This is a genomic window from Bradyrhizobium sp. 141, assembly GCF_023074055.1.
GTDB lineage: Bacteria > Pseudomonadota > Alphaproteobacteria > Rhizobiales > Xanthobacteraceae > Bradyrhizobium.
In genome coordinates this window covers 162,034-184,331 of sequence record NZ_JADPKR010000081.1, presented here as the reverse complement: position 1 = coordinate 184,331, position 22,298 = coordinate 162,034, and the positions used below count along the sequence as shown (strand labels likewise).

At 64.7% G+C, this 22,298-nt stretch carries 22 protein-coding genes; 12 read left to right on the top strand and 10 right to left on the bottom strand.

Going from position 1 to position 22,298, the window contains the following annotated elements; all coding sequences use genetic code 11:
* Window positions 1-41 precede the first annotated feature (41 nt).
* The 3 genes from IVA81_RS23135 to IVA81_RS23125 all read left to right on the top strand — a co-directional run bounded on the left by IVA81_RS23135 (window position 42) and on the right by IVA81_RS23125 (window position 1,078).
* Window positions 42-284 (top strand): cysteine rich repeat-containing protein, encoded by a 243-nt coding sequence (locus tag IVA81_RS23135; protein WP_246930615.1) that lies wholly within the window; start codon window positions 42-44, stop codon window positions 282-284.
* 38 nt (window positions 285-322) lie between these two features.
* Window positions 323-553: a hypothetical protein gene (locus IVA81_RS23130; RefSeq protein WP_247322222.1), complete on the top strand. Its 231-nt coding sequence runs from the start codon at window positions 323-325 to the stop codon at window positions 551-553.
* A 258-nt stretch (window positions 554-811) separates the two neighbouring features.
* On the top strand, window positions 812-1,078 hold the full coding sequence (locus IVA81_RS23125; RefSeq protein ID WP_247322221.1) for a hypothetical protein: 267 nt from the start codon (window positions 812-814) through the stop codon (window positions 1,076-1,078).
* Window positions 1,079-1,201: 123 nt separating this feature from the next.
* Here IVA81_RS23125 and IVA81_RS23120 read toward each other — a convergent pair whose 3' ends face one another.
* Window positions 1,202-2,803, bottom strand: a complete 1,602-nt coding sequence (locus tag IVA81_RS23120; protein WP_247322219.1) for a hypothetical protein — start codon at window positions 2,801-2,803, stop codon at window positions 1,202-1,204.
* Window positions 2,804-2,840: 37 nt separating this feature from the next.
* Entirely contained in the window at window positions 2,841-4,133 is a 1,293-nt protein-coding gene (locus tag IVA81_RS23115) for an adenylosuccinate synthase (protein ID WP_247322218.1), read from the bottom strand.
* Between the two features lie 421 nt (window positions 4,134-4,554).
* On the opposite strand from IVA81_RS23115, the gene IVA81_RS23110 reads away from it, so the two are divergent.
* Complete coding sequence (locus tag IVA81_RS23110) at window positions 4,555-5,487, top strand: DMT family transporter (protein WP_247322214.1); 933 nt, start codon at window positions 4,555-4,557, stop codon at window positions 5,485-5,487.
* 128 nt (window positions 5,488-5,615) lie between these two features.
* Here the strand turns inward: IVA81_RS23110 and IVA81_RS23105 are convergent, their stop codons facing one another.
* The gene (locus tag IVA81_RS23105; RefSeq protein ID WP_247322211.1) at window positions 5,616-6,017 is read right to left on the bottom strand and encodes a DUF1330 domain-containing protein; all 402 of its coding nucleotides are present in this window, start codon (window positions 6,015-6,017) and stop codon (window positions 5,616-5,618) included.
* A gap of 93 nt (window positions 6,018-6,110) precedes the next feature.
* On the opposite strand from IVA81_RS23105, the gene IVA81_RS23100 reads away from it, so the two are divergent.
* Both IVA81_RS23100 and IVA81_RS23095 read left to right on the top strand, forming a co-directional pair.
* Window positions 6,111-7,040: a DMT family transporter gene (locus IVA81_RS23100; protein WP_247322209.1), complete on the top strand. Its 930-nt coding sequence runs from the start codon at window positions 6,111-6,113 to the stop codon at window positions 7,038-7,040.
* Window positions 7,041-7,266: 226 nt separating this feature from the next.
* Window positions 7,267-8,244 carry a tripartite tricarboxylate transporter substrate binding protein gene (locus IVA81_RS23095; RefSeq protein WP_247322207.1) on the top strand — a complete coding sequence of 326 codons (978 nt, stop codon included), beginning with the start codon at window positions 7,267-7,269 and terminating at the stop codon, window positions 8,242-8,244.
* A gap of 271 nt (window positions 8,245-8,515) precedes the next feature.
* Here IVA81_RS23095 and IVA81_RS23090 read toward each other — a convergent pair whose 3' ends face one another.
* Window positions 8,516-10,201, bottom strand: coding sequence for a methyl-accepting chemotaxis protein (locus IVA81_RS23090; RefSeq protein WP_247322205.1), 1,686 nt, complete (start codon window positions 10,199-10,201; stop codon window positions 8,516-8,518).
* A 262-nt stretch (window positions 10,202-10,463) separates the two neighbouring features.
* On the opposite strand from IVA81_RS23090, the gene IVA81_RS23085 reads away from it, so the two are divergent.
* From IVA81_RS23085 to IVA81_RS23065, 5 genes are all read left to right on the top strand, one after another.
* Complete coding sequence (locus IVA81_RS23085) at window positions 10,464-11,507, top strand: C-terminal binding protein (RefSeq protein ID WP_247322202.1); 1,044 nt, start codon at window positions 10,464-10,466, stop codon at window positions 11,505-11,507.
* 85 nt (window positions 11,508-11,592) lie between these two features.
* Window positions 11,593-12,939 (top strand): extracellular solute-binding protein, encoded by a 1,347-nt coding sequence (locus IVA81_RS23080; protein WP_247322198.1) that lies wholly within the window; start codon window positions 11,593-11,595, stop codon window positions 12,937-12,939.
* A 125-nt stretch (window positions 12,940-13,064) separates the two neighbouring features.
* Window positions 13,065-14,021 carry a sugar ABC transporter permease gene (locus tag IVA81_RS23075; RefSeq protein ID WP_247322195.1) on the top strand — a complete coding sequence of 319 codons (957 nt, stop codon included), beginning with the start codon at window positions 13,065-13,067 and terminating at the stop codon, window positions 14,019-14,021.
* Window positions 14,014-14,910: a carbohydrate ABC transporter permease gene (locus tag IVA81_RS23070; protein ID WP_247322192.1), complete on the top strand. Its 897-nt coding sequence runs from the start codon at window positions 14,014-14,016 to the stop codon at window positions 14,908-14,910. Before IVA81_RS23075 ends, IVA81_RS23070 begins: the two co-directional genes overlap by 8 nt.
* An 85-nt stretch (window positions 14,911-14,995) precedes the next feature.
* On the top strand, window positions 14,996-16,351 hold the full coding sequence (locus tag IVA81_RS23065; RefSeq protein WP_247322189.1) for an esterase-like activity of phytase family protein: 1,356 nt from the start codon (window positions 14,996-14,998) through the stop codon (window positions 16,349-16,351).
* 60 nt (window positions 16,352-16,411) lie between these two features.
* On the opposite strand, the gene IVA81_RS23060 is transcribed toward IVA81_RS23065, so the two are convergent.
* From IVA81_RS23060 to IVA81_RS23035, 6 genes are all read right to left on the bottom strand, one after another.
* Window positions 16,412-17,245, bottom strand: coding sequence for an energy transducer TonB (locus IVA81_RS23060; protein WP_247322186.1), 834 nt, complete (start codon window positions 17,243-17,245; stop codon window positions 16,412-16,414).
* On the bottom strand, window positions 17,245-17,691 hold the full coding sequence (gene exbD / locus IVA81_RS23055; RefSeq protein WP_247322183.1) for a TonB system transport protein ExbD: 447 nt from the start codon (window positions 17,689-17,691) through the stop codon (window positions 17,245-17,247). Before exbD ends, IVA81_RS23060 begins: the two co-directional genes overlap by 1 nt.
* A 3-nt stretch (window positions 17,692-17,694) precedes the next feature.
* Window positions 17,695-18,471, bottom strand: a complete 777-nt coding sequence (gene exbB, locus IVA81_RS23050; RefSeq protein WP_247322180.1) for a tonB-system energizer ExbB — start codon at window positions 18,469-18,471, stop codon at window positions 17,695-17,697.
* A gap of 27 nt (window positions 18,472-18,498) precedes the next feature.
* Complete coding sequence (gene hutX, locus IVA81_RS23045) at window positions 18,499-19,014, bottom strand: heme utilization cystosolic carrier protein HutX (protein ID WP_247322177.1); 516 nt, start codon at window positions 19,012-19,014, stop codon at window positions 18,499-18,501.
* 27 nt (window positions 19,015-19,041) lie between these two features.
* Complete coding sequence (locus IVA81_RS23040) at window positions 19,042-19,377, bottom strand: antibiotic biosynthesis monooxygenase (protein ID WP_247322174.1); 336 nt, start codon at window positions 19,375-19,377, stop codon at window positions 19,042-19,044.
* 96 nt (window positions 19,378-19,473) lie between these two features.
* On the bottom strand, window positions 19,474-21,825 hold the full coding sequence (locus tag IVA81_RS23035; RefSeq protein WP_247322159.1) for a TonB-dependent hemoglobin/transferrin/lactoferrin family receptor: 2,352 nt from the start codon (window positions 21,823-21,825) through the stop codon (window positions 19,474-19,476).
* Window positions 21,826-22,095: 270 nt separating this feature from the next.
* Here IVA81_RS23035 and IVA81_RS23030 point away from each other — a divergent pair, with 270 nt between their 5' ends.
* On the top strand, window positions 22,096-22,293 hold the full coding sequence (locus tag IVA81_RS23030) for a hemin uptake protein HemP (RefSeq protein WP_247322332.1): 198 nt from the start codon (window positions 22,096-22,098) through the stop codon (window positions 22,291-22,293).
* Window positions 22,294-22,298 lie beyond the last annotated feature (5 nt).

The window sequence follows — 22,298 nt, the reverse complement described above, 5'->3', positions numbered from 1 at the left end:
CAGACAGGACCTGAATTGTCCCTGTCATATTGGAGCCGCCGATGGTCCGCAAATTTCTTCTGGCGACAATCACGCTGGCGGCCCTGACCGGCCTGTCGAACGCGCCCGCTGTTGCGCAGGGCCATATGGGCTCGCCGCAGGAACAGCAAGCCTGCTCGCGGGACGCATCGCGCTTCTGTCGCAAGGATCTCGGCAATGACGGCGCGGTGCAGAGCTGCCTGCAAGCCAACCGGGCCAAGCTGTCGCGCTCTTGCAGCAAGGTCTTTCAGAGCCACGGCATGTGAGGGCCACAACCATCCCCCAGCGAACGGAGAGTGAAGCCATGTTGCGCGACGAACAGCTCTCGATCCTGCGGGACATCAGCCAATCCGTTGCCTTCGCCGACGACCGGCAAGGCAAGATCGGGCAACTGATCGCGGACGGTTACGTGATGAAAGACGGCGACCTGTTCGAGCTCACCGCCAAGGGCGTCACCGCCGTCGAGGAACACGCCGCCGCGCTCGGCGCGAGCGATGCGGAACCAGCGAGCGCATCCTCCGATCGGTTGATCTGATCTCGCGCGCACGCGTTGTGCGTGACGTCCACGCAACAGCTGCAAATTCGTTTGCGCTGACCATTGCAGCCGCGCGGCAATGGCGCATACTTCGCTCGGGCGGCGCAGCACTTTTCGATTCGAGCATCAAGAAATCGAGCGACCACATGCGGGACCAAAGTTCCCGGCGTGAAGGCTGTGACATGCGACAGATCAAGTCGCGTGCGGCGCCCCAAAAACCAAGTGGCTCAAGCCCAGGGAATCGGGGACCCATTCCGCATGACACGCACTCAGACAATCGCTTCGCTCTTCGCCATCGCAACCACCGCCATCGCTCTCCAGACCTCACCCGGCCTCGCCTTCTCGTCCGAAGCGCAGCAGATGTGCACGGGCGATGCGATGCGGCTGTGCTCCAGTGAAATTCCCGATATCCAGCGGGTCAGAGCCTGCATGGTGCGGAACAAGGCGCAGGTCAGCCCCGGCTGCCGCGCCGTGATGGACCGCGAGGCGGTCGCATCGCGCAAGCGGGAAGCGGCGGCGCAGTAACACGACCGCTTGCAGCGTCATGGCCGGCTTGTCCCGGCCATCCACGCCTCGCCCCGAGCTACAAAGAACGTGGATGCCCGGGACAAGCCCGGGCATGACGATCTCTCTGTCAGGAGCAGCGGCTTAATCGCCCCACTGGGCGAAGGCGTCGTTGAAGGCGCGCTCGCCGGGGGCGCCCTTCTCGATGGCGATGATGGCGCGGCGCTGGTTGGCATAGACCAGCGGCACGTCGAACCACGAGCGCTCCTTCAGCAGCTGAACGTTGCGGGAGCGGTCGGCGTCAACATTGGACAGGCCGACCAGGAAGAAGCCGTCGGTGACCTTGACCGCGAGCCCTGCGAGCGGCGTGCCGCGCGCCTGCTCGTTCGACTTCATCAGGATGCCCGGCACGTTGGAGACGCTGCCGCCCGGAAAGTCCGGCGGCAGGATGAAGGTCAGCTCCGCGGTGTGGCTCGCCGGCAGTGAGGAGTCGGTGTTGCGGCGGAACGACATCGTCATCTTGAACTTGCGGTCGGGGATCTCGATGTCGGCGCGCACGGCGACGTCGGCCTTCTGGGCGCCCGAGGCCTTGATCGGCTCCAGCCGCCACACCACCGAGCCGACATATTGCTTGCCCTTCGGATCGGACGGATCCTCGTCATAGAGCACGACCTTCTGCGCCACCGGCGCGACCGGCTGGTCGCTGGCCGAAGGCTGCCCGACGCGATCGGGGATCTTCGGCTTGCTCTGCGGCTGCGCCGGGGTCGGCGTGTCCGCCACTTGCGTCGCCGAGGGCTTGAGAAAGCCGTTGGCGATCAGGACCAGCTGCTTGCCCCAGAGGATGCCCGCGCCGACCAGGATGAGCACGATGCCGACGGCGATCGCGCTCTTGAACGGGAAGGCGGAGCCGGTGCGGACGCGCTTCTTGGCGGCGCGCTCGGGCGCGATGCGCGGACGCGGCGAAGGCGGCTGCGGCGTGTAGCGCTCCGCCTCCTCGATCGACTCGTCGTAGGAATAGGGCGCCTCGGCCTCGCCGGCGCGGTTTTCCAGGCTCGGCTCGAGCCGGTCGAATTCCGGCGTGGGCGAGGGCACGTTGGCGTAGGTGCGGCGCGCGGCGCGGCTGGCCTGCGCAGCAGCGCCGCCGAGATCATTGGCATCGGCCGTGATGTCGCGGAAGCCGCGCACGCCCGGTGCCGGCGGCAGCGGCGGTCCGACATCAGGCGGACGGCGCGCACCAGCGCGATCGCGTCCGGCCGGCGGCGGCTCCGGCATCGGCGGTGGGGCAGACGGTCCCGGTTGGCGCGGGGCGTCGAAACGGGGAGCGCGCGGCGGACGCTGCGCATCGCCCTGGTCATCGACGTTGAAGGACGGACGGTCGGCCCGCGGCGGTGGCGGAGCCGGACGCGTACGCGGCGGGGCCGGCGAGGCCGAAGCCGCGTTGCCTTCGGCGGCTCTTGTGCTGGCGCGGCGAAAGGCATCGCCGCTGCCGCCGCTGCGCCCGCCCCCACTGGGGCGCGAGGCCTCGCGGGCACGCTGGGCAGCCTCCGATTCGACCTTGCGGACGGCCTCCTCCAGCGACAACCTTTCGCGGGTGATCTCGGATTCAGAGAGCGGCGGCTGCACGCTGCGCAGCTGCGCGATCAACGCCGTGCGCGCCCGCTCATAGAGCGCGCGACGGCTCTCGCCGGGAGCGTTCGGGTCCAGGGCGGCAATAGCGCGGGCGATCAGCGGATAGTAATCAGCCATTTCAACTCAACTATACGCGCGTCCCGGTAAGATATCGTTAAGCCTCAAACGGATTTTGCACCAGGATAGTATCTTCGCGTTCGGGGCTGGTGGAAAGCAGTGCGACCGGGCACCCCACCAATTCCTCGATCCGGCGGACATATTTGATGGCCTGGGCCGGCAGATCGGCCCAGGACCGCGCACTCGCGGTCGGCTCCTTCCAGCCCTCGATGGTCTCGTAGATCGGCTCGACCCGGGCCTGCGCGCCCTCGCCGGCCGGGAAATGGTCGATCTCCTTGCCGTCCAGCTTGTAGCCGGTGCAGACCTCGATCGTGTCGAAGCCGTCGAGGATATCGAGCTTGGTCAGCGCCAGGCCGTTGATGCCGCAGGTGCGGACCGCCTGGCGGACCAGCACGGCGTCGAACCAGCCGCAGCGGCGCGGACGGCCGGTATTGGTGCCGAACTCGCGGCCGCGCTCGCCGATCCGGCGGCCGGTCTCGTTGTCCTGCTCGGTCGGGAACGGGCCCTGGCCGACGCGGGTCGTATAGGCCTTGCACAGCCCGAGCACATAGCCGACCGCAGCCGGTCCGAGGCCGGCGCCGGTCGCGGCCTGCGCCGCCACCGTGTTGGACGAGGTGACGTAAGGATAGGTGCCGTGGTCGACGTCGAGCAGCGCACCTTGCGCGCCCTCGAACAGCATGCGCTTGCCTTCGCGACGCTTGATGTCGAGCAGCCGCCACACCGTCTCGGCGTAGGGCAGCAGCTCAGGTGCCAGCGCGCTCAATTCCTTCAGGATCACCTTGCCGTCGAACTCCGGCAGGTTGAGGCCACGGCGCAGCGCGTTGTGGTGCGCCAGCAGCCGGTCGATCTTGTGCGGCAGCGTGTCGAGGTCGGCGAGGTCCATCAGGCGGATGGCGCGGCGGCCGACCTTGTCCTCATAGGCCGGGCCAATGCCGCGGCGGGTGGTGCCGATCGCGGTGGCTGCGCTCGCGGATTCGCGGTGCGCGTCGAGCTCGCGGTGCAGCGGCAGGATCAGCGTGACGTTCTCGGCGATACGCAGGTTCTCCGGAGAGACCGCGACGCCCAGGGCCCTGAGCTTGCTGACCTCGTCGAGGAAGGCGGCGGGATCGAACACCACGCCATTGCCGATCACCGACAGCTTGCCCTCGCGCAGCACGCCGGAAGGCAGCAGCGCGAGCTTGTAGGTCTTGCCGTTGATCACCAGCGTGTGGCCGGCATTATGGCCGCCCTGGAAGCGGACGACGATGTCCGCCTGCTCCGACAACCAGTCGACGATCTTGCCCTTCCCTTCGTCGCCCCATTGGGCGCCGACGACGACAACATTGGCCATTCGCGGGTAATCCTTCGAAGATTTCTCTGTAAGGGCATGATCCGAACAGAAAACCGGGACCCACTTTTCCGGGATCATGCCTGCGCCCAGCCCAATTCCCGGCCCAAGGCCGTTCGCACGCGAGGCAGCCCAACCGGATAAAGGAAGCAGCCTCTCTAGGCAAGCAAGAACGGGACTTTTTCAGGGCTTCGAGGCTACTCCAAGCCTTTGATATCCCCGGAAAATCCAGAAACCTTCGCGGCCGGCGCAACGGCTTCGACCAAAGCGTGAGAGGCTCTGTCCGCCGCTGCATGGTCGCGATGCGTCCGCCCCCCGTTGATGCAACCTCGATTTCCGTGTCTTTGGACAGCGCCGGGCGATCAGCCGGCCCGGATCCCGCCGGGCCGGAAGCCTCGGTGCACGCGGGGCCACACCAATCCCAATGTCCGCCACCGGTCAGACCACGAGCGCGGAAACATCCGGTCACAGCTGGATCGCCAACCAGCCTTATCTGCTGCTCAGCATCACCGCGCTGTGCTGGGCCGGCAACGCCATCGTCGGGCGCCTCGCCGCCGGTCACATCCCGCCGGTCACCCTCTCCTTCCTGCGCTGGTTCTTCGCCTTCCTGCTGGTGCTGCCGTTCGCCTGGAAGCATCTTGCCCAGGACTGGCCCGCGATCCGCGGCAAGCTCGGCCTGATGGTCACACTCTCGATCACTGGCATCGGTGCCTTCAACACGCTGCAATATTGGGCGCTGGAGCATACCCAGGCGCTCAACACGCTGCTGCTGCAGTCGGCCGCGCCGCTGGTCGTGGCGCTGTGGTCGCTGGCCATCCTCGGCATCCGCCTCACAGCGGCGCAGGCGTGCGGCGTGCTGCTCTCGATGTGCGGCGTGCTCACGATCCTGCTGCACGGTGATTTCACCACGCTGTCGAACATCGAGTTCAACAAGGGCGACCTCATCTTCATCGTCGCGCTGATCATCTTCGCGCTGTATTCGGTGCTGACCTTGAAGCGGCCGCCGATGCACGGCCTGTCGTTCCTCGCCTTCACTTTTGGGGTCGGTGCCGCCTGCCTCATTCCGCTGGAGATCTGGGAATTGTCCGCACGCCCGGTCATGAAGCTCGACGGGCCGAACCTGCTGACGCTGTTCTACGTCGCGGTGTTCCCCTCGACGCTCGCCTATCTCTGCTTCAATCGCGGCGTGCGCCTGATCGGCGCCAACCGCGCCGCGCCGTTCTTCCACGTCGTGCCCGTGTTCGGCTCGATCATGGCGATGGCCTTTCTGGGCGAACACCCGCAGGCGTTCCACTTCATCGGCTTCGCGCTGGTGCTGTCGGGTGTGTTCGTGGCGTCGAGGAAGCAGGCGAGTTAACTCCTCTCGTAGGGTGGGCAAAGCGAAGCGTGCCCACCATGCCAGTCGGGAGAGAGAGATGGTGGGCACTGCGCGCGAAGAGCGCGCCTTTGCCCACCCTACAAATCTCTCGTACCCACAACGCAGCGCTATCTGGACTTGAGCTTGCTGTACGCCTCGCTGGTCGCGATGATCACATGCTCGGCGCAGCCGTTGAGGCGATGCGGATCGGCCTCGCGCTCGTAGGCTTCCGAGGTCATCATGTCGAGGAATGCCGCTACGCTCGGATAATAGACCAGCGCCACAAAGTCCCAGTCGTTGCCGGCGCGCGGCCCGAGCGCGATGGCCTTCGCCTCGCCGGTCCAGAGCAAGGTGCCGCCGCGCGCCTTGATCATCGGCACCGTGATCGCGCTGTAGCGCAGATAGGCGTCCCATCCGGATCCGTCGCCGTCACGCGAGCGCGCGTGGAAACGCATCAGGTTCAGCATCACCACCGGTGCGTTCTGCTCGAGCCCTTCGAGGCCCTCGATGTTCAACATATTAACCGCCAATGGCACCTCCTCAGGGCTTGGCTGCATTGTAGCATTGCGGCGCTGTGACTTGTGCCACGACGCCGGTCCGGCGCAAGCTCGCATGCAACGCCAATGACGATCGCTTCGCCCGCGCCACCGGCCTCCAATCCGGCCAGTTGGCTCAACAATCAGCCTTATCTGCTGCTTAGCCTGAGCTCGCTGTTCTGGGCCGGCAACATTGTGCTCGCGCGCCATGTCGGCGCGCATGTGCCGCCGCTGACGGTGACCACGATCCGCTGGTTCGGCGTGTTCCTGATCCTGCTGCCGTTCGCGTGGTCACATCTGAAGCGCGACTGGCCTGCGTTGCGCAGGAGCCTGCCGCTGATGCTGTTCCTGTCGCTGGTGGGCTTCGCCTTCAACAACGCAATCTCGTACTGGGCGATGCAGTACACGGAGGCGCTCAACGCGCTGCTGATCCAGTCGGCAGGTCCCCTGTTCGTGGCGCTGTGGTCGCTGGTGCTGTTCGGCGTGCGGCTGACGGGCGCGCAGCTCGCCGGCATCGCGATCTCGCTTCTCGGCGTGCTGATCATCATCCTGCGCGGCGATCTCGCCGCGCTGGCGAGCATCAGCTTCAACAGGGGCGACATCATGTTCGCCTCCTCGCTGGTGGCGTTCGGGATCTACTCCGCCTTCATCCCGCGCCGGCCCAAGATCCATCAACTGTCCTTCCTGTCCTTCACCACCTGCTGCGGCGCGACGATGCTGCTGCCCGCGGCGATCTGGGAAGCGGCAAGCGGTCGCGTCCTGCAATTCGATACGATGACGCTGGCGACGCTGGGCTACATCCTGATCTTTCCCTCGACCCTGGCCTATCTCTTCTTCAACCGCGGCGTGGCACTGATCGGGCCGAACCGGGCGGCGCCGTTCTTCCATCTGGTGCCGGTGTTCGGCTCGGCGATGGCGATCCTGCTGCTCGGCGAAATGCTCCAGCCGTTCCACCTGATCGGCTACGCGCTGGTGCTCGCCGGCGTCGTGATCGCCTCGCGCCAGGGTTCGGCGTGACGTAATTCCGCGCGGCGGACGACGACGACCTCGTGTCCCGGACGCGGCGCAGCGCGAAGCGATGCGACGCAGAGCCGGGACCCAGTTCGCCCAAGTGTGGGCCCCGGCTCTGCAGCGCATCACTTCGTGCTGCGCAGCGTCCGGGGCACGAGACAAACTCCCGTCTTCCGATTTCATCGTAGAGACGCTACGTTCCGCGCCAACTAAAAAGAGGGAACGTCTTCAGATGATTTCAGGGCTGATTCGAAACCTACGTGCCATCGGCACGGCCGCGCTGTGTCTTGCCGCCGCATCCACGGCTCAGGCCGACAATTACCCCAGCCGCAACATCACGCTGGTCTTGCCATTCGCGGCCGGCAGCGGCACCGACACCACGACGCGGCTGATTTCGCAGCATCTGTCGCAGGCGCTCGGCGTCGGCATCGTGATCGAGAACAAGGCGGGTGCCAACGGCATGCTCGCCGCAAGCTATGTCGCGAAGGCCGCGCCCGACGGCTACACGCTGCTGGTGACGACCAACACCACGCATTCGGCCAATCCCTATCTGCTCAAGAGCCTCACTTACGATCCGGTCAAGGATTTCACCCCGATCGCGCGCACGGGCGATCTACCCTTCATGCTGGTGATCAATCCCGAGGTGCCGGCCAAGTCCGTCGGCGAGCTCGTCGCCTATGGCAAGGCCAATCCGGGCAAGCTGAGCTACGCCTCGGGATCGTCTTCCGCGATCGTCTCGGGTGCGACCTTTGCGCACAATGCCGGGCTCGACCTGCTGCACGTGCCCTACAAGAGCTCGCCGCCGGCGCTCAACGACGTCATGGGCGGCCGCGTCTCGATGATGTTCGTGGACATCCTGACCGGCCTGCCGCATGTCCAAGGCAACGCGCTGCGCGCGCTCGCCGTCACCACCAAGGAGCGCTCGCCGCTGGTGCCGAACCTGCCCTCGATGCAGGAGTCCGGCGTGCCTGATTTCGACATCTCGTCGTGGCAGGGCTATTTCGGCCCGGCCGGCCTGCCCAAGGAGATCGTGACGCGGCTCAACGCCGAAATCAGGAAGATCGTCGAGAAGCCCGAGATCAAGGCCCAGCTCGCCACCCTCGGCATGGACGCGTTTTCGGGCACGCCGGAGCAGCTCGGCACGTTCGTCAACGAGCAGCTGGTGCTGTGGGAGAAGCTGATCACCAACGCGAAGATCGAGAAGCAGTGAAGCCTGTGTCCCGGACGCGGCGCCGCGCGAAGCGGTGCGACGCAGAGCCGGGACCCAGACTGCCGCGGCATGGGCCCCGGCTCTGCAGCGCACCGCTGAAGAAGCGCTGCGCTGCGTCCGGGGCACGCGATCTGCGTCCGCATTCTCCGTCATGGCCGGGCTTGTCCCGGCCATCCACGAATATCCGCGATTGCAACTGCCAAGAACGTGGATGCCCGGGACAAGCCCGGGCATGACGTCGTGATTGATGGCGGCGCTTTACGTTCGGCTTTTACGCCGCACGCACCTTGGCGAGGAAGCCGTCCACCGCGCTGCGCAGCGCGCCGGACTGGCTGTCCAGCTCGCGGGCGTTGGTGAGCACGTCGGTGGCGGCGTTGCCGGTCGCTTCCGCGGCCGAGGTGACGCTGCCGATATTGGCGTTGATCTCGCTCGAGCCGGCCGCGACCGACTGAATGTTGCGGGCGATCTCGCGGGTCGCCTCACCCTGCTGCTCGATCGATGCGGAAATGCCCGCGGTGATCTCGCTCATCTCGGCGATCGTCTGGGTGATGCCGGAGATGGCCGTGACCGCGTCGCTGGTCGAGGTCTGCATCGCCGCGACCTGCGCGGAGATCTCCTCGGTCGCCTTCGCGGTCTGGTTGGCGAGCGCCTTGACCTCGGAGGCGACGACCGCGAAACCGCGGCCGGATTCACCGGCGCGGGCCGCTTCGATGGTGGCATTGAGCGCGAGCAGGTTGGTCTGCGCGGCGATCGAATGGATCAGCTTGACCACCTCGCCGATCTTCTCGGCGCCAGTCGAGAGCACCTGCACGGTGGCGTTGGTACGCTCGGCGTCGCTGACGGCGCGGCTCGCCACTTCGGTCGAACGGGTGACCTGGCGGGAGATTTCGGCAACCGAGCTCGACAGCTCTTCGGCGGCCGCCGCGACCGTGCCGACATTGCCTGAGGCCTTTTGCGAGGCTGCGCCGACCGTCGCCGCGCGCGACGAGGCGTCACTGGCGGTCGCGGTCATCGACTGCGCCGTCGTCTGCATGCCGGCCGCGGCCGAGGAGACCGAGCGGACGATGCCGTTGACGCTACGTTCGAAGTCGTTGGCGATGCCCTCCATCGCGCTGCGACGTTCCGCCGCGACGCGTTCCTTGGCATCGGCTTCGGTCTTCTCGAGGCCACGGATGCGGACCGCGTTGTCCTTGAAGATCTGCACGGTGGCGGCCATTGCACCGACCTCGTCGCCGCGGCCGATGCCCGGGATGTCGCCCTCGAGCTTGCCGTCGGCGAGGTCCTTCATGCGGGCGCCAAGCAGCGCCAGCGGGCGGCTGATGCCGCGGCTGATCAGCCAGGCGACACCGCCGGCGACAATGAAGATGCCGAGCATGGCAAAGCCAAGCATCCAGTAGACCGGGCCCATTTTGGTGTTGATGTCGTCGAGATAGGCGCCGGTGCCGAGATACATATCGAAGCCGGGCACCGCCACGGCGTAGCCGATCTTGCGGATCGGCGTCGGCTGACCGGGCTTCACATATTCATAGTGCAGCAGGATCGACCCGTGCGCCTTGACGCCGTCCATCAGCTCAAGGGACAGTTTTCGGCCGTTGGTGACGACATCCATGCGGTTGGTGCCGATTTGCTTGGGATCGGGCGCGAGCTGCGTGATGCCGTCATAGGACGTTCCGAACAGATAGCCCGCGCCGTTGTCGTAGGTCATCGCATTGCCGTAGCGGCGAAGCTCGGCCATCGCAGCGTCCTTCGTCAGCTCGCCGGCGTCGACGCGCTTCTTCAGCGCGGCCGCATAGTTGCGCGCCAGTTCGACGATCGCCTTGGCCTGGTCGATGCGTGCATTCACCATCTCCTGCTTCATCAGATAGCCGGCAAGAACGCCGGAGATGCAGAGGCCAAACAAGGTGACGACGACAAGAATGCCGAGCTTGGGGGCGATCTTCAGATTGCTCAACTTCACGGGATGGCTCCGGCAATAATGGGATAGGGGCACGCGACCAGATCGATCAAAATCGAATCAACTCTTAGCGGGCGAGCCCTTAGCAAGTTACTTACATGCCTCCGTAGAAGCCCGGACGCAGCCGCGAAAAACCGGCAATTTATCTTTGAGCCGACAACCGGGAATTGTACGCCATCACCTTGATTTCGCGTAAAAGACGCAAAGGCCCGCCCGCGGAGGCGGGTCACAACAAGAACCGACAAACCAAATCGGGAGCGAGAAAATGCCGAAATACAGGGTGGTGACGCCGAAGGGCGCGAGCTTCACGGTCGCCGGCAGCGACTATTCCTTTGAGCGCGAGGCGCTCGATCCGATCGACGCCGAAATCGTCGAGGCGCCCGCTGACGAAGCCGGGTTCATTGCCGCCGCGAAGACCGCCGACGCGATCTATGCCAAGGGCATCCCCATCACCAAGACCATCATCGACAGCTTGGAGACCTGCAAGGTCATCACGCTCGGCTCGGTCGGCGTCGACAGCGTCGACGTCAAGGCCGCCACGGCGCGCGGCATTCCCGTCACCAACATCCCCGACACCTTCATCGAGGAGGTCGCCGACCACGCCATGATGCTGCTGCTCGCCGGCTTCCGCCGCCTGGTTGAGCAGGACCGCATGGTGCGCGACGGCCGCTGGGCCGAGGGCCGGCCGGCGCTGCTCAAGGTTCCGAGGCTAATGGGCCAGACGCTCGGCTTCATCTCATTCGGCCGCGTGGCGCGTGCAGTTGCGAAGCGCGCGGCGCCGTTCGGCCTGCGCATGATGGCCTACGATCCCTTCATCCAGGAAACGCTGATGTACGACCACGGCGTGATCCCGGCGACGCTGAACGAGGTGCTGTCGCAATCCGACTTCGTCTCGATGCATGCCCCGGCGAGGCCCGAGGTCCATCACATGCTGACCGAGAAGCATTTTCGGCAGATGAAGAAGGGCTCGATCTTCGTCAACACCGGGCGCGGCGCCACCGTGGACGAAGAGAGCCTGATCAAGGCGCTGCAGGAAGGCTGGATCGCACACGCCGCGCTCGACGTGCTGGAGAAGGAACCGCCCTCGCACAACAATCCCCTGCTCAGCATGGAGAACGTGACTCTGACCGCCCATGTCGCGTCGGCCTCGGCACGGTTTGACGAAGCGCGCAAGCGCCGGGTGGGCTACGAATTGTCACTGGTGCTGCAGGGCATGTGGCCGGTAAGCTGCGTCAATCCGTCGGTACTGCAGACGACCTCGCTCCGTCGCTGGCAACCCGTCAGCATGGATCGCGGGCCGAACAGCTAGGCGGCCGGCGCAAAGGCGCCAACGACCGAAACGACCCTTCACCGGCGATCAACGCCGGGAAGGGAACATATATAGGGAGGTACTGATGAGGAACGACATCACACGTCGTGATGCTTTGGCGCTGGGCCTGTCCGCTGCAACGTTCGCTGCCACCGGTGCTGCAGCGCAAACATCCAATATCAAGGCGGCCGATGTTGCGGCGCCCAAGCGCGAGATCGAGAAGGGCGCATCCTTGCGGATGCTGCGCCCGGTGCGTTTCGTCCAGGCCGACGAGGATGTGTTCCGCGCAAATGCAGCAAAGTTCACCAAGGAGACCGGGGTCGAGGTCAAGGTCGACTTCGTCGGCTGGGAGGACATCAACCAGCAGACCGCGGTCACCTCGAACTCCGGCGCGGGCCCCGACATCATCATCGGCTTCTCCGACGCCCCCCACATCTATGTCGACAAGCTGATCGAGCTGACCGACGTCGCCGACTATCTCGGCAAGAAGTACGGCGGCTGGCAGACTCTTGCGAAGACCTATGGAAAGAAGGCTAAGAGCGACACGTGGATCGGGCTGCCGTTCGGCGCCACAGCTGGCCCCCTGATCTATCGCAAGTCCATTCTTAAATCAGTCGGGTTCGACAAGGCTCCGGAAGATGCAGCCGGCTTCCTCGATCTCTGCAAGAAGCTTCAGCAGGCGGGCAAGCCAGCCGGCTTCGCACTGGGCAACGCGGTGGGCGACGGAAACGGCTTTGCGGACTGGATGATGTGGGCGCACAACGCGGCGTTGCTTGACGAGGAGGGCAATGTCACAATCAACAGTAAGGAGACGATCGCGGCACTGAACTTTGTGAAGCAGCTCTACCCGACCTTCATCGCCGGCACGCCGTCCTGGAACGACGTCAGCAACAATCGCGCCTATTCTTCCCAGGAAATCGCGCTGACGGCAAACGGGGTGTCCTTGTACTTCTCGTTGAAGAATGATCCGGCGACCGCCGCCCTCGCCGAAGATTCGGAACATCAGTTGTTGCCGAAGTTCTTTGCGCCGGCCCCGCCGATGTCTGGCCTGACGCTAAACGCAATGGTGTTCAAGCACAGCCCATGTCCGAACGCAGCAAAGGCATTTCTGCAATTCATGCTCGAGAAGGAACAGTACGAGCCCTGGCTCAACGCCAATAGCGGCTACTGGTCGCAGCCGCTCGCAGCCTATGCCGATGCAGCAGTGTGGTCAGGTGATCCGAAGGTCGCAATCTTCAAGAACACCATGAACAACGGCTACTACGCCGGTTACAAAGGTCCGATATCGACGGCCACCGGTGCGGTGCGGGCGGACTATGTCACGGTTCAGATGTTCGCGTCCGTTGCGACCGGCGCGGCCACGCCGGAGGCCGCCGCGGCGGAAGCCGAGCAGCGCTGCAAGCGGTACTTCCGGCGGCAGCGTAAGGACTGACAGCGCAGCCGTCATTGCGAGCGAAGCAGTCCAGAACCCCTCCGCGGATGCAGTCTGGATTGCTTCGTCGCAAGAGCTCCTCGCAATGACGGTGGAGTGACTTCCTAGAACAGGACAACAAACTGATGTCCGTGACCACCCTCTCTTCCACCGGCCTCGCGCACCGGCAGCCGTCCTGGCTGGTGCGGCTGTTCGACTACAAGCCGTTCCTGATCGTGATGTGCCTGGCGCCCGCGATCGGGCTGCTCTCGGTGTTCCTCACCTATCCGCTCGGCCTCGGCATCTGGCTCGCCTTCACCGACACCACGATCGGCCGGCGCGGCATCTTCGTTGGTATCGAGAATTTCCAGTATCTGCTCACCGATCCGTTGTGGTGGAACGCGGTGTTCTACAGCGTGGTCTATACGGGAATAGCGACCTTCGGGAAGTTCGCGCTCGGCTTCTGGCTCGCGCTGCTGCTCAACAACCATTTTCCGTTCAAGAGCATCCTGCGTGCGATCATCCTGCTGCCCTGGATCGTGCCGACCGTGCTCTCGGCGCTGGCGTTCTGGTGGATCTACGATCCGCAGTTCTCGATCATCTCCTATCTCCTCGTCGACGTGCTGCATTGGCGATCCAGCAATATCGACTTCCTCGGCTCGCCATGGCCGGCGCGCTTCTCGCTGATCGCCGCCAACATCTGGCGCGGCATTCCCTTCGTCGCGATCTCGCTGCTGGCGGGCCTGCAGACCATCTCGCCCTCGCTTTACGAGGCCGCGATGCTGGACGGGGCCAGCGCCTGGCAGCGCTTCCGCTACATCACCTTTCCGATGATGATGCCGATCCTCGCCATCGTCATGACCTTCTCGATCATCTTCACCTTCACCGACTTCCAGCTGGTCTACGCCATCACCCGCGGCGGGCCAGTCAACTCGACCCATCTGCTGGCGACGCTGGCGTTTCAGCGCGGCATCGCTGGCGGCGAGCTCGGCGAAGGTGCGGCAATCGCGGTGTCGATGATCCCGTTCCTGGTGTTCGCGACGCTGTTCTCCTATTTCGGCCTGGCGCGCCGCAAATGGCAGCAGGGAGAGGCCAATGACTGACACCATCGCGCAACCGACCGCGGACGCCAAGGCCGCACCCGACACCATGGCCTGGGATTCCGGGCTGCGGCGGCTGATGATGATCTACCTGCCGCTCGGCTGCTTCGTGCTGATCCTGCTGTTTCCGTTCTACTGGATGACGATCACCTCGTTCAAGCCGAACGCGGAGCTGATGAACTACCGGGATCACAACCCGTTCTGGATCTCCTCGCCGACGCTCGCCCACATCAAGCATCTTCTCTTCAATACCGCCTATCCGCGCTGGCTGTGGACGACGATGACGGTGGCGATCGGCTCCACCACGTTGTCCTTGATCGCGTCGACGCTCGCCGCCTATGCGATCGAGCGCCTGCGCTTCCGCGGCAGTCCTTATGTGGGCCTCGGCATTTATCTCGCCTATCTCGTGCCGCCGTCGATCCTGTTCATTCCGCTCGCAACCGTCGTGGTGCAGTTCGGCCTGTTCGACTCGCCGCTCGCCCTGATCCTGGTCTATCCGACCTTCCTGGTGCCGTTCTGCACCTGGCTCCTGATCGGCTATTTCAAGTCGATCCCCTACGAGCTCGAGGAATGCGCGCTGGTCGATGGCGCAACGCGCCTGCAGATCCTGCGGCGGATCACGCTACCGCTCGCGGTGCCCGGACTGATCTCGGCCGGCATCTTTTCCTTCACACTGTCCTGGAACGAGTTCATCTATGCGCTCGCCTTCATCCAGAGCGGCGCCAACAAGACGGTGCCGGTCGCGATCCTGACCGAGCTCGTCACCGGCGACGTCTACCAGTGGGGCGCGCTGATGGCGGGCTCGCTGCTGGGATCGCTGCCGGTTGCGATCTTCTACTCGCTGTTCGTCGATTACTACGTGTCCTCGCTGACCGGCGCGGTAAAGGAGTAGACCGCAGCTGCGGCGTTTGGCCCGGTTTCACAAAACTGCAACACGCGATCCGCATAACGCGTGCGTCCGCCAACAGGAGACGCACATGCGCGCGACTTTTCTTGCCACCGTCGCAACGATCATTCTCACCGCGAGCCCCGCGCTCGCGCAGAGCGAAGGCGAATTCCCGGCCAAGCTCGCCGGCCACGTGGTGATGCCGGCCGCCACCTTCATCGACGCGCCCGCCGATGCCCCCGCCGATCTCAAGACATCCGGAAAATACACCACCGGCAAGCGCGTCGACGCGCTCGGCACGGTGATGGGCAAATCCTATGAACGTCCGACCGGCGTGTCGCTGCCGTTCAAGGGCCAGCCGCTGCAGGGCCATTCCGGCATCAAGACCATGCCCGACGGCAGCTTCTGGGTCGTCACCGACAACGGCATGGGCGCGCGCGCCAACTCGCCGGATTCGATGCTGTATCTGAACCGCTACAAGATGGACTGGGCGGGCGGCAAGATCGAGCGGCTGGAGACCATCTTCCTGCACGATCCCGACAAAAAGGTCCCGTTCCGCATCGTGCACGAGGACACGCAGAAGCGCTATCTCACCGGCTCCGACTTCGATACCGAAGGTTTCCAGATCATCGGCGACACCTTCTGGATCGGCGACGAGTTCGGCCCCTACATCCTGAAGGCCGACAAATCAGGCAAGATCCTGGGCGTGTTCGATACGGTTGCAGACGGCAAGCCGGTGCGCTCGCCCGACAATTGGGCCGTGGCGACGCCGGCCGCGCCCGGCGCGACCTACACCAACGTCAACCTTCGCCGCTCCAAGGGCTATGAAGGCTTTGCATCCTCCAAGGACGGCAAATTCCTCTATGGCCTGCTCGAGGGCCCGCTGTGGGACGCCGAGAAGAAGGACTGGGAGAAGGTCGACGGCAAGGAAGCTTCCCGCATCCTCGAGTTCGACGTCGCTGCGGAAAAATTCACCGGCCGTTACTGGCAGTATGTGTTCGAGCAGAACGGCAACGCCATCGGCGACTTCAACATGATCGATCAGGCCTCCGGCCTCATCATCGAGCGCGACAACGGCGAAGGCACGGCCGACAAGGCCTGCCCGCAGGGTACCCGCGGCGAGAACTGCTTCCCGGACCTCGCCAAGTTCAAGCGCATCTACAAGATCGAGCTCACCGAGGCCAATGTCGGCAAGCCCGTGCGCAAGATCGGCTATATCGACCTGATGAAGATTAGGGATCCCGACAAGAAGGCGAAGAAGCCGCTCAATGACGGCGTCTACACCTTCCCCTTCTTCACCATCGAGAACGTCGATCGCGTCGACGACACCCACATCATCGTCGGCAACGACAACAATCTGCCGTTCTCCTCCAGCCGCGATCCCAACAAGGCCGACGACGACGAGTTCATGCTGCTCGAAGTCGCGGACTTCCTGAAGGCAAAGTAAGGCGCCCTTCGGCTTTGCTCCCTCCTCTCCTGCATCGCGCGGGAGAGGAGTCGTCACCAATCAACGGTCCCCGAAGTTCACCCCGACCTTGATGAGAATTGTCGCATAGGTGATCTCGGACGGGACGGGTGGGAATGGCTGGGCCTGGCGCACCATTGCCATGGCCTGAGCATCGAGGGCTGCGACGCCCGAAGAGCCGCCGACGCGGCTAGACAAAACTTGGCCGCCGCGACCGAGGGTGAGATTCAGCGTGACCAGCCCCCTCTGACCATTGGCGCCCGCCGGGTACTGGTGGAAGCGCATGAGATGCGCGCGGACGCGCTGATTGTAGGTCGCCATCGTCGACGCCACCGAGCCGGCATTCACTGCGGATGCGAGCGGAGCTTCGCGCTCCGCACGCGGCGGCGCGCTGGTGCGGGGCGCGGGGGGCGCATCCGCCGGCTTCCGGGCATCGGGGCGCACCACCTTGGGCTTGGCCGGCGCCGGTTTCTCAATGGGCACAGCTTTCGCGGGCTCGGGCTTCGGCGGAACTGGCTCGAGCTTCTGCTCCGGCGGCGCAATCACGTCCGGCTTTTCCTGCGGCGGCGTCGGCGGAATCATTTCTTCGACAGCCTGCTCTTGCACCGGCTCAGGCGGCGAGGCATCCGCCTGCTGCATCACCGGTCCCGGCGCGATGTCGAGCGGCGTCGATTGCGGCGCCGACGTCTCCGGCGTCATGTCGATGAGGATGGCCGGGATGTTGACGCCCTCGTCCGGCACGTGCTTCAGCCAGTTCATCGCCAGCAGTGCGGCGGCAATGTGCAACGCCACGATCACCGCCGCCGACAGGCTCCAGCGCGCGCCCTCACGCTCGCCGAGCGGCTCGTGCAGGGCAAACGCGTTCGCGGCGGCCATCAGCTGCGTCCGTCGAGGCCGACGAGCGCGACCTTGAGATAGCCGGCGTTGCGCAAGGAGTTCATCACCTCCATCAGATCGCCGTAGCTCACGGCCTTGTCCGCGCGCAGGTAAATGCGCTCGTCCTTGCGGCCCTTGGTGGCGGCAGCGAGCGAGGTGCCGAGCGCGTCGCGGGCGACGACGTCTTCGCCGACTGCGATCGACAGGTCCGGCTTGACGGTGACGAAGACCGGCTTGTCCAGCCGCGGCGCCGGCTCGGCCGCGGTCGCCGGCAGCTCGACACCGATGTCGACAGTGGCGAGCGGAGCGGCCACCATGAAGATGATCAGCAGCACCAGCATCACGTCGATGAACGGCGTGACGTTGATCTCGTGGGTGACGTCGAGATCATCCGGGTCGCCGCGCCTGCGCGGCGATCCCGAACCCGCGCCGAGCTTTGCGGCCATGACCTACTCCGCCGCCCGTGCCAGGCGGAACTCCCTGTGGTCGCGCTGGCGGCTCACCAGCAGCATGAGCTGCGCCGAGGCGTCGCCGAGCAGTGCGCGGTAATTGGCGATGCCGCGGACGAGGTGATTGTAGATCACGACCGCCGGGATCGCCGCGACGAGACCGAGAGCGGTGGCGAGCAGCGCCTCCGCGATGCCAGGCGCGACCACCGCGAGGCTGGTGGTGTGGCTCTCGGAGATGCCGATGAAGGCGTTCATGATGCCCCAGACCGTGCCGAACAGGCCGACGAAGGGCGCAATGGCGCCGATGGTCGCGAGCACGCCGGTGCCGCGCGCGATCTGCCGTGACATCGCCGCCTCGACCCGCTCCAGCCGCAGCGCTACCCGCTCCTGGAGGCCGTCGTCGAGCACGCCGCCGGACAGCTCCGCCTCCTTCGCGCAGGACTGGATGAGCTGAGCGACCGCATCATGCGCATCGCCAGCCCGTTCGGCCGCCTCTGTCAGCTTGATATTGCCTTCGAGCGCGCGCGTCCGCTGCAAGGCCAGCGCGCCCTTGCGGCGCAGCTCGATGGTCTTGGCGAGCCACACCGTCCAGGTCGCCAGGGAGGCGAGAGCAAGCCCGATCATCACCGTTTTCACGATGATGTCGGCGCTGATGAACATGCCCCAGGGCGACAGATTGCGCGGCAGCAGGGCCTCGTCAATCGCAAGGGCCGGTGTCGGCGCGAGCGCCAGCGCGATTGTTAGGATCACATGCCGAAGCCTAAAATTGCTCTGCATCCTGATCTCCCGACAGATTGAAGCGAACTATGCCGCGGGCGCGGCCGCGATCCGGTCCGCAAGCTGCCGGAACCGCACCAGCTGATCCGCCCGCAGCGCCCGGGTCTCGTCGCGGCCGACGAAGACCTTGAACATGATGCCGCCGTCGGCGTTCACGAACGCGACGAAGGCCGACGACTTGCCCATGAAGGGCCGCTCGACAAAGGCGACGGCCGCACAACGCTCGTGGCGGAGATGGCCGTGCAGACCCTTCGGCTGCATCAGGTTGAAATAGCCGCGGCCGATCTCGCCCGAGGGAATGGCGCCGGTGAACTCGAAGATCGCATCATCCGTGTGTACGATCAGCGTGACCTCGCCCCATTTCGCGATGTCCTGCATGGCCGCGGCGAAGTGCTCGCCGCCACCGATGCGCACCATGGAGGATGGTAGCGCCTCGACCACCGCGCGCGGGGTGATGGTGCGCTCACGCGCGACGTCCTCGATCACCGCGCCAGGATTGTCGGCCATATACGCCTTGAGATCGGCGAGATCGGTGCTCAACATGTCCGGCTCCTCATCAAGCTGGCCGCCTCACGCGGCCGCGTTCGCCTTGCGCTCGGTCATGATGACCTCGAACCCTTCGAACTTGGGATGGCCGAGATAGAGGCTCTCCCCGGTCTTGTTGTCGGCGCGCGCATGAGCACGGCGGAATTCGTCCGAGCGCGTCCAGGCCTCGAAGGCCGCCTTGTCGACCCACACGGTGTGAGAGGAATACAGCGTGTGGTCCTCGAGCACCGGCCCCTTGAGTAGGTGGAACTCGACGAAGCCGGCCATGCTGCCGAGATAGGATTCGCGGGTGCGCCAGACGGTCTCGAACGCAGCTTCCGAGCCGAGCTTCACCTGAAAACGATTCATAGCGATGAACATGAAAGTCTCTCCTTCTGATCAAAACGAACGCGCCGAAGCCGCGCTGGAGCATCAGCGCGGCGCGGCGGAGATGATGGTGTTAAGGCCCCTGTCGGCTTACGCACCTCCAAAGTGGATCTTCATGCCGGCCTTGTAGACCCTGCCCGGCCCCGGGGCTGACCACAGCACGTCGTTCTGCGACGTGCCGTCCGTCGAGCTGCCGGGAATGGCATAAGGCCGGTAGTACTGGTTCAAGAGATTGTCGATCGAGGCCGAGAACACGATGTCCCTGGTCGCGTTGTAGGTCATGTACAGATTGACCAGCTCGTAGCCGGTCGCAGGGAGATAGTTGGCGGGTACATCGTTGTTGGGGCCGAACGAGGCCCACTGCGCCGTCAGGATCAGGGTGCGATCGAGCAGGCGGACGCCGCCGGTCGTGACGACCTTGCGCGGGGTGATCGTCGCGAGCCCGACATTGGTGACGGCGTTCTTGCCCTGGATGTAGTGGCCGGCGACACCGATGAACCAGTCGCCGGCGTCGTACATGGTCTCCGCTTCGAAGCCCTGGATGCGGGCCTGCGCGATGTTCTGGTACTGGTAGAACTGGCTGAACGAGCCGAATGGCGGCACCGGCACCGGCGCCGAAGCGACGAGGTCGATGTAATCACTGACATCGTTGCGGAAGAGATTGATCTTGCCGCGGAACGAGTCGTTGGCGCTGAAGATGTTGTCGTACTTCAAGTTGAAGCCGACTTCCTTGTTCTTGCCGACCTCGGGACGCAGGTTCGGGTTGGGCAGGAAGCAGAACAGGCCGACCGTTCCGTCGGGACAGGGGAAGAAGGCCGGTCCGCCACCGGTCGCATGCGCGCCCGAGATCACCGTCTCGGTGATCGACGGGGCGCGATAGCCTTCGGCGTAGCTGACATAGGGCTGGAAGCCCGGGACCGGCGTCACGCCGAGGGTGATCTTTGGCGAGAAGCGGTCGCCGCCGGCGTGCGTATTGCCGGAGTCGAGATCGTAGCGATCATAGCGGATCGCGCTCACCGCCTCGAACCAGGTGCTGTAATTCTGCTTCAACTGGAGAAAGCCGCCCCACACGTTGCGGATGCCGCTCGGCGTGGTGATGTTGGAGTTGCCGCGGCTGTCAGTGGTCTTCACGTTGTCCTGGAATGCGTCGACACCCCAGGTCAGAGCGTTACGCCAGTCGCCGACATTGAATCGGGTGGTGTTGTTGGCATCGATGCCGACGGTGTCCAGCACATAGCCGCGCTTGTCCCCGACGCAGCCGGAGATGTTGTTGCCGACATTGCCGGCGCCGCAATAGCCCGCACCGCTCGTCGAGTAGTGATAGGTCTTGGTCTGGTCGTTGTCGACACGATTGCCGTAGACCGACATGTGCCAGTCGAACAGATTGTCGCTCGGCAGCGAGTAGTTCCAAGTGAGGGTGCCGGTGTAGTTCTTGGCGTCGGAGGCATAGACCGACGAGCCCTGATAGAGCGCGCGCTGTGCCGCTGTTGCCACCGGGCCGCGGTTGAACTGACCGATGTCGTATTGATAGTCCTGGAAGACGGCGCCGAGCTTGACCTCGTGACCGAGGGCCGGCCGCACCGTGAGCTTCATCAGCCCGGCCTCGACCTGATTGCCGGTGTTGCCGATCTCGGTGCCGTTGCCGTCCTTGTAGTTGCCTTGCGTGCGGTAGACCGCGCCGCCGAAGATATCCACGTCGGGCGTGGCGCGTACGCCGCCGAACACCGAGCCGAGACCGCGATTGTTGTTCGAGCCGTAGGAGCCGGAGAGATCGACACCCCAGCGCTCGCCGGGGCGCAGCACGTCATTGATGTCCTTGGTCCGGAACGAGACGAGACCGCCGATCGCGCCCGAACCGTAGATGTTGGCGGTCGGACCGCGCACGACATCGACGCCGCCGATCAATTCAGGATCGAGGAAGAACGAGCCGTTGGCGTTGTGACCGGTGCGCTGGTAATTCTGCCGCGCACCATCGACGATGACCGCGACGCGACCGAAATCCTGCAAGCCGCGGATGTTGATGACCGTCGCAGGATCGTCGCCGCGCTCCTGGAACGACACGCCGGGCACGGCATAGAAGATACCCGACAACCGGTTAGGCTGAAGCCCCTGGATCTGGTCGAGCGAAATCGAGCTGACCGGCGCGAGCGAATCGATCGCACGCTCCGGGGTCTTGGTCGCAGCGACCGTGATGGTGTCGAGCGTTTGCACGGGCGACGCGCCGCCAGCCTGGGCTCGGGCATTCATCACCTCAGGCGCAGGCTGCTGCGCGGCCAGCAGTTTCGCCGGCTTGCGCTTCGACTGCTTCGGCCGCTCCGAGGACGCACCTCCGGCCTGCGGCTCGGCGGTCTGCGCAAGACCGCTCTCCGTCATCATTGCCACGATTGAAACCACCGACGCGCCCAAAATCAGGGCGCGCGAATACCTAGCCCCGTCAGCCATATCAGCCCCAGCCTGCACTTTACTTTATATTTGGAGTCTTCTGGCTGGCGTGCGTTCGCAACGCGAACGGCTGGCTGGCTAATTTCCTAGGTCGCGGGCATGTTCCCCGCCACCATAATTGGTTACGTGGCGACACTCTGACGGTCAATGACATCAGGTTGCAGTTTATATCGATTGTAAATTGCAGCCGTTGGAATGCGCTTCGTGCCGCTTATACAAACAAGCAGCACTCCAGGATTTCGAAAGCGCATCACACCTCACATGTCAGCAATGTCCGGAGATGGCAACGGCGGCGCGGCGGAGTCGGCAGGAAGCCCTTCTCCGACAACGAGAACCCTCACCATGCGTGGGAGCCGGATCGACAGCCGCGAGCTGTTTGCGGCCGAGCGCGAGATCATCATCGCGCATGGCGAGGACCTTTACCGGCTTCGCCTGACCTCGCAGAACAAGCTGATCCTGACGAAGTAATCCGC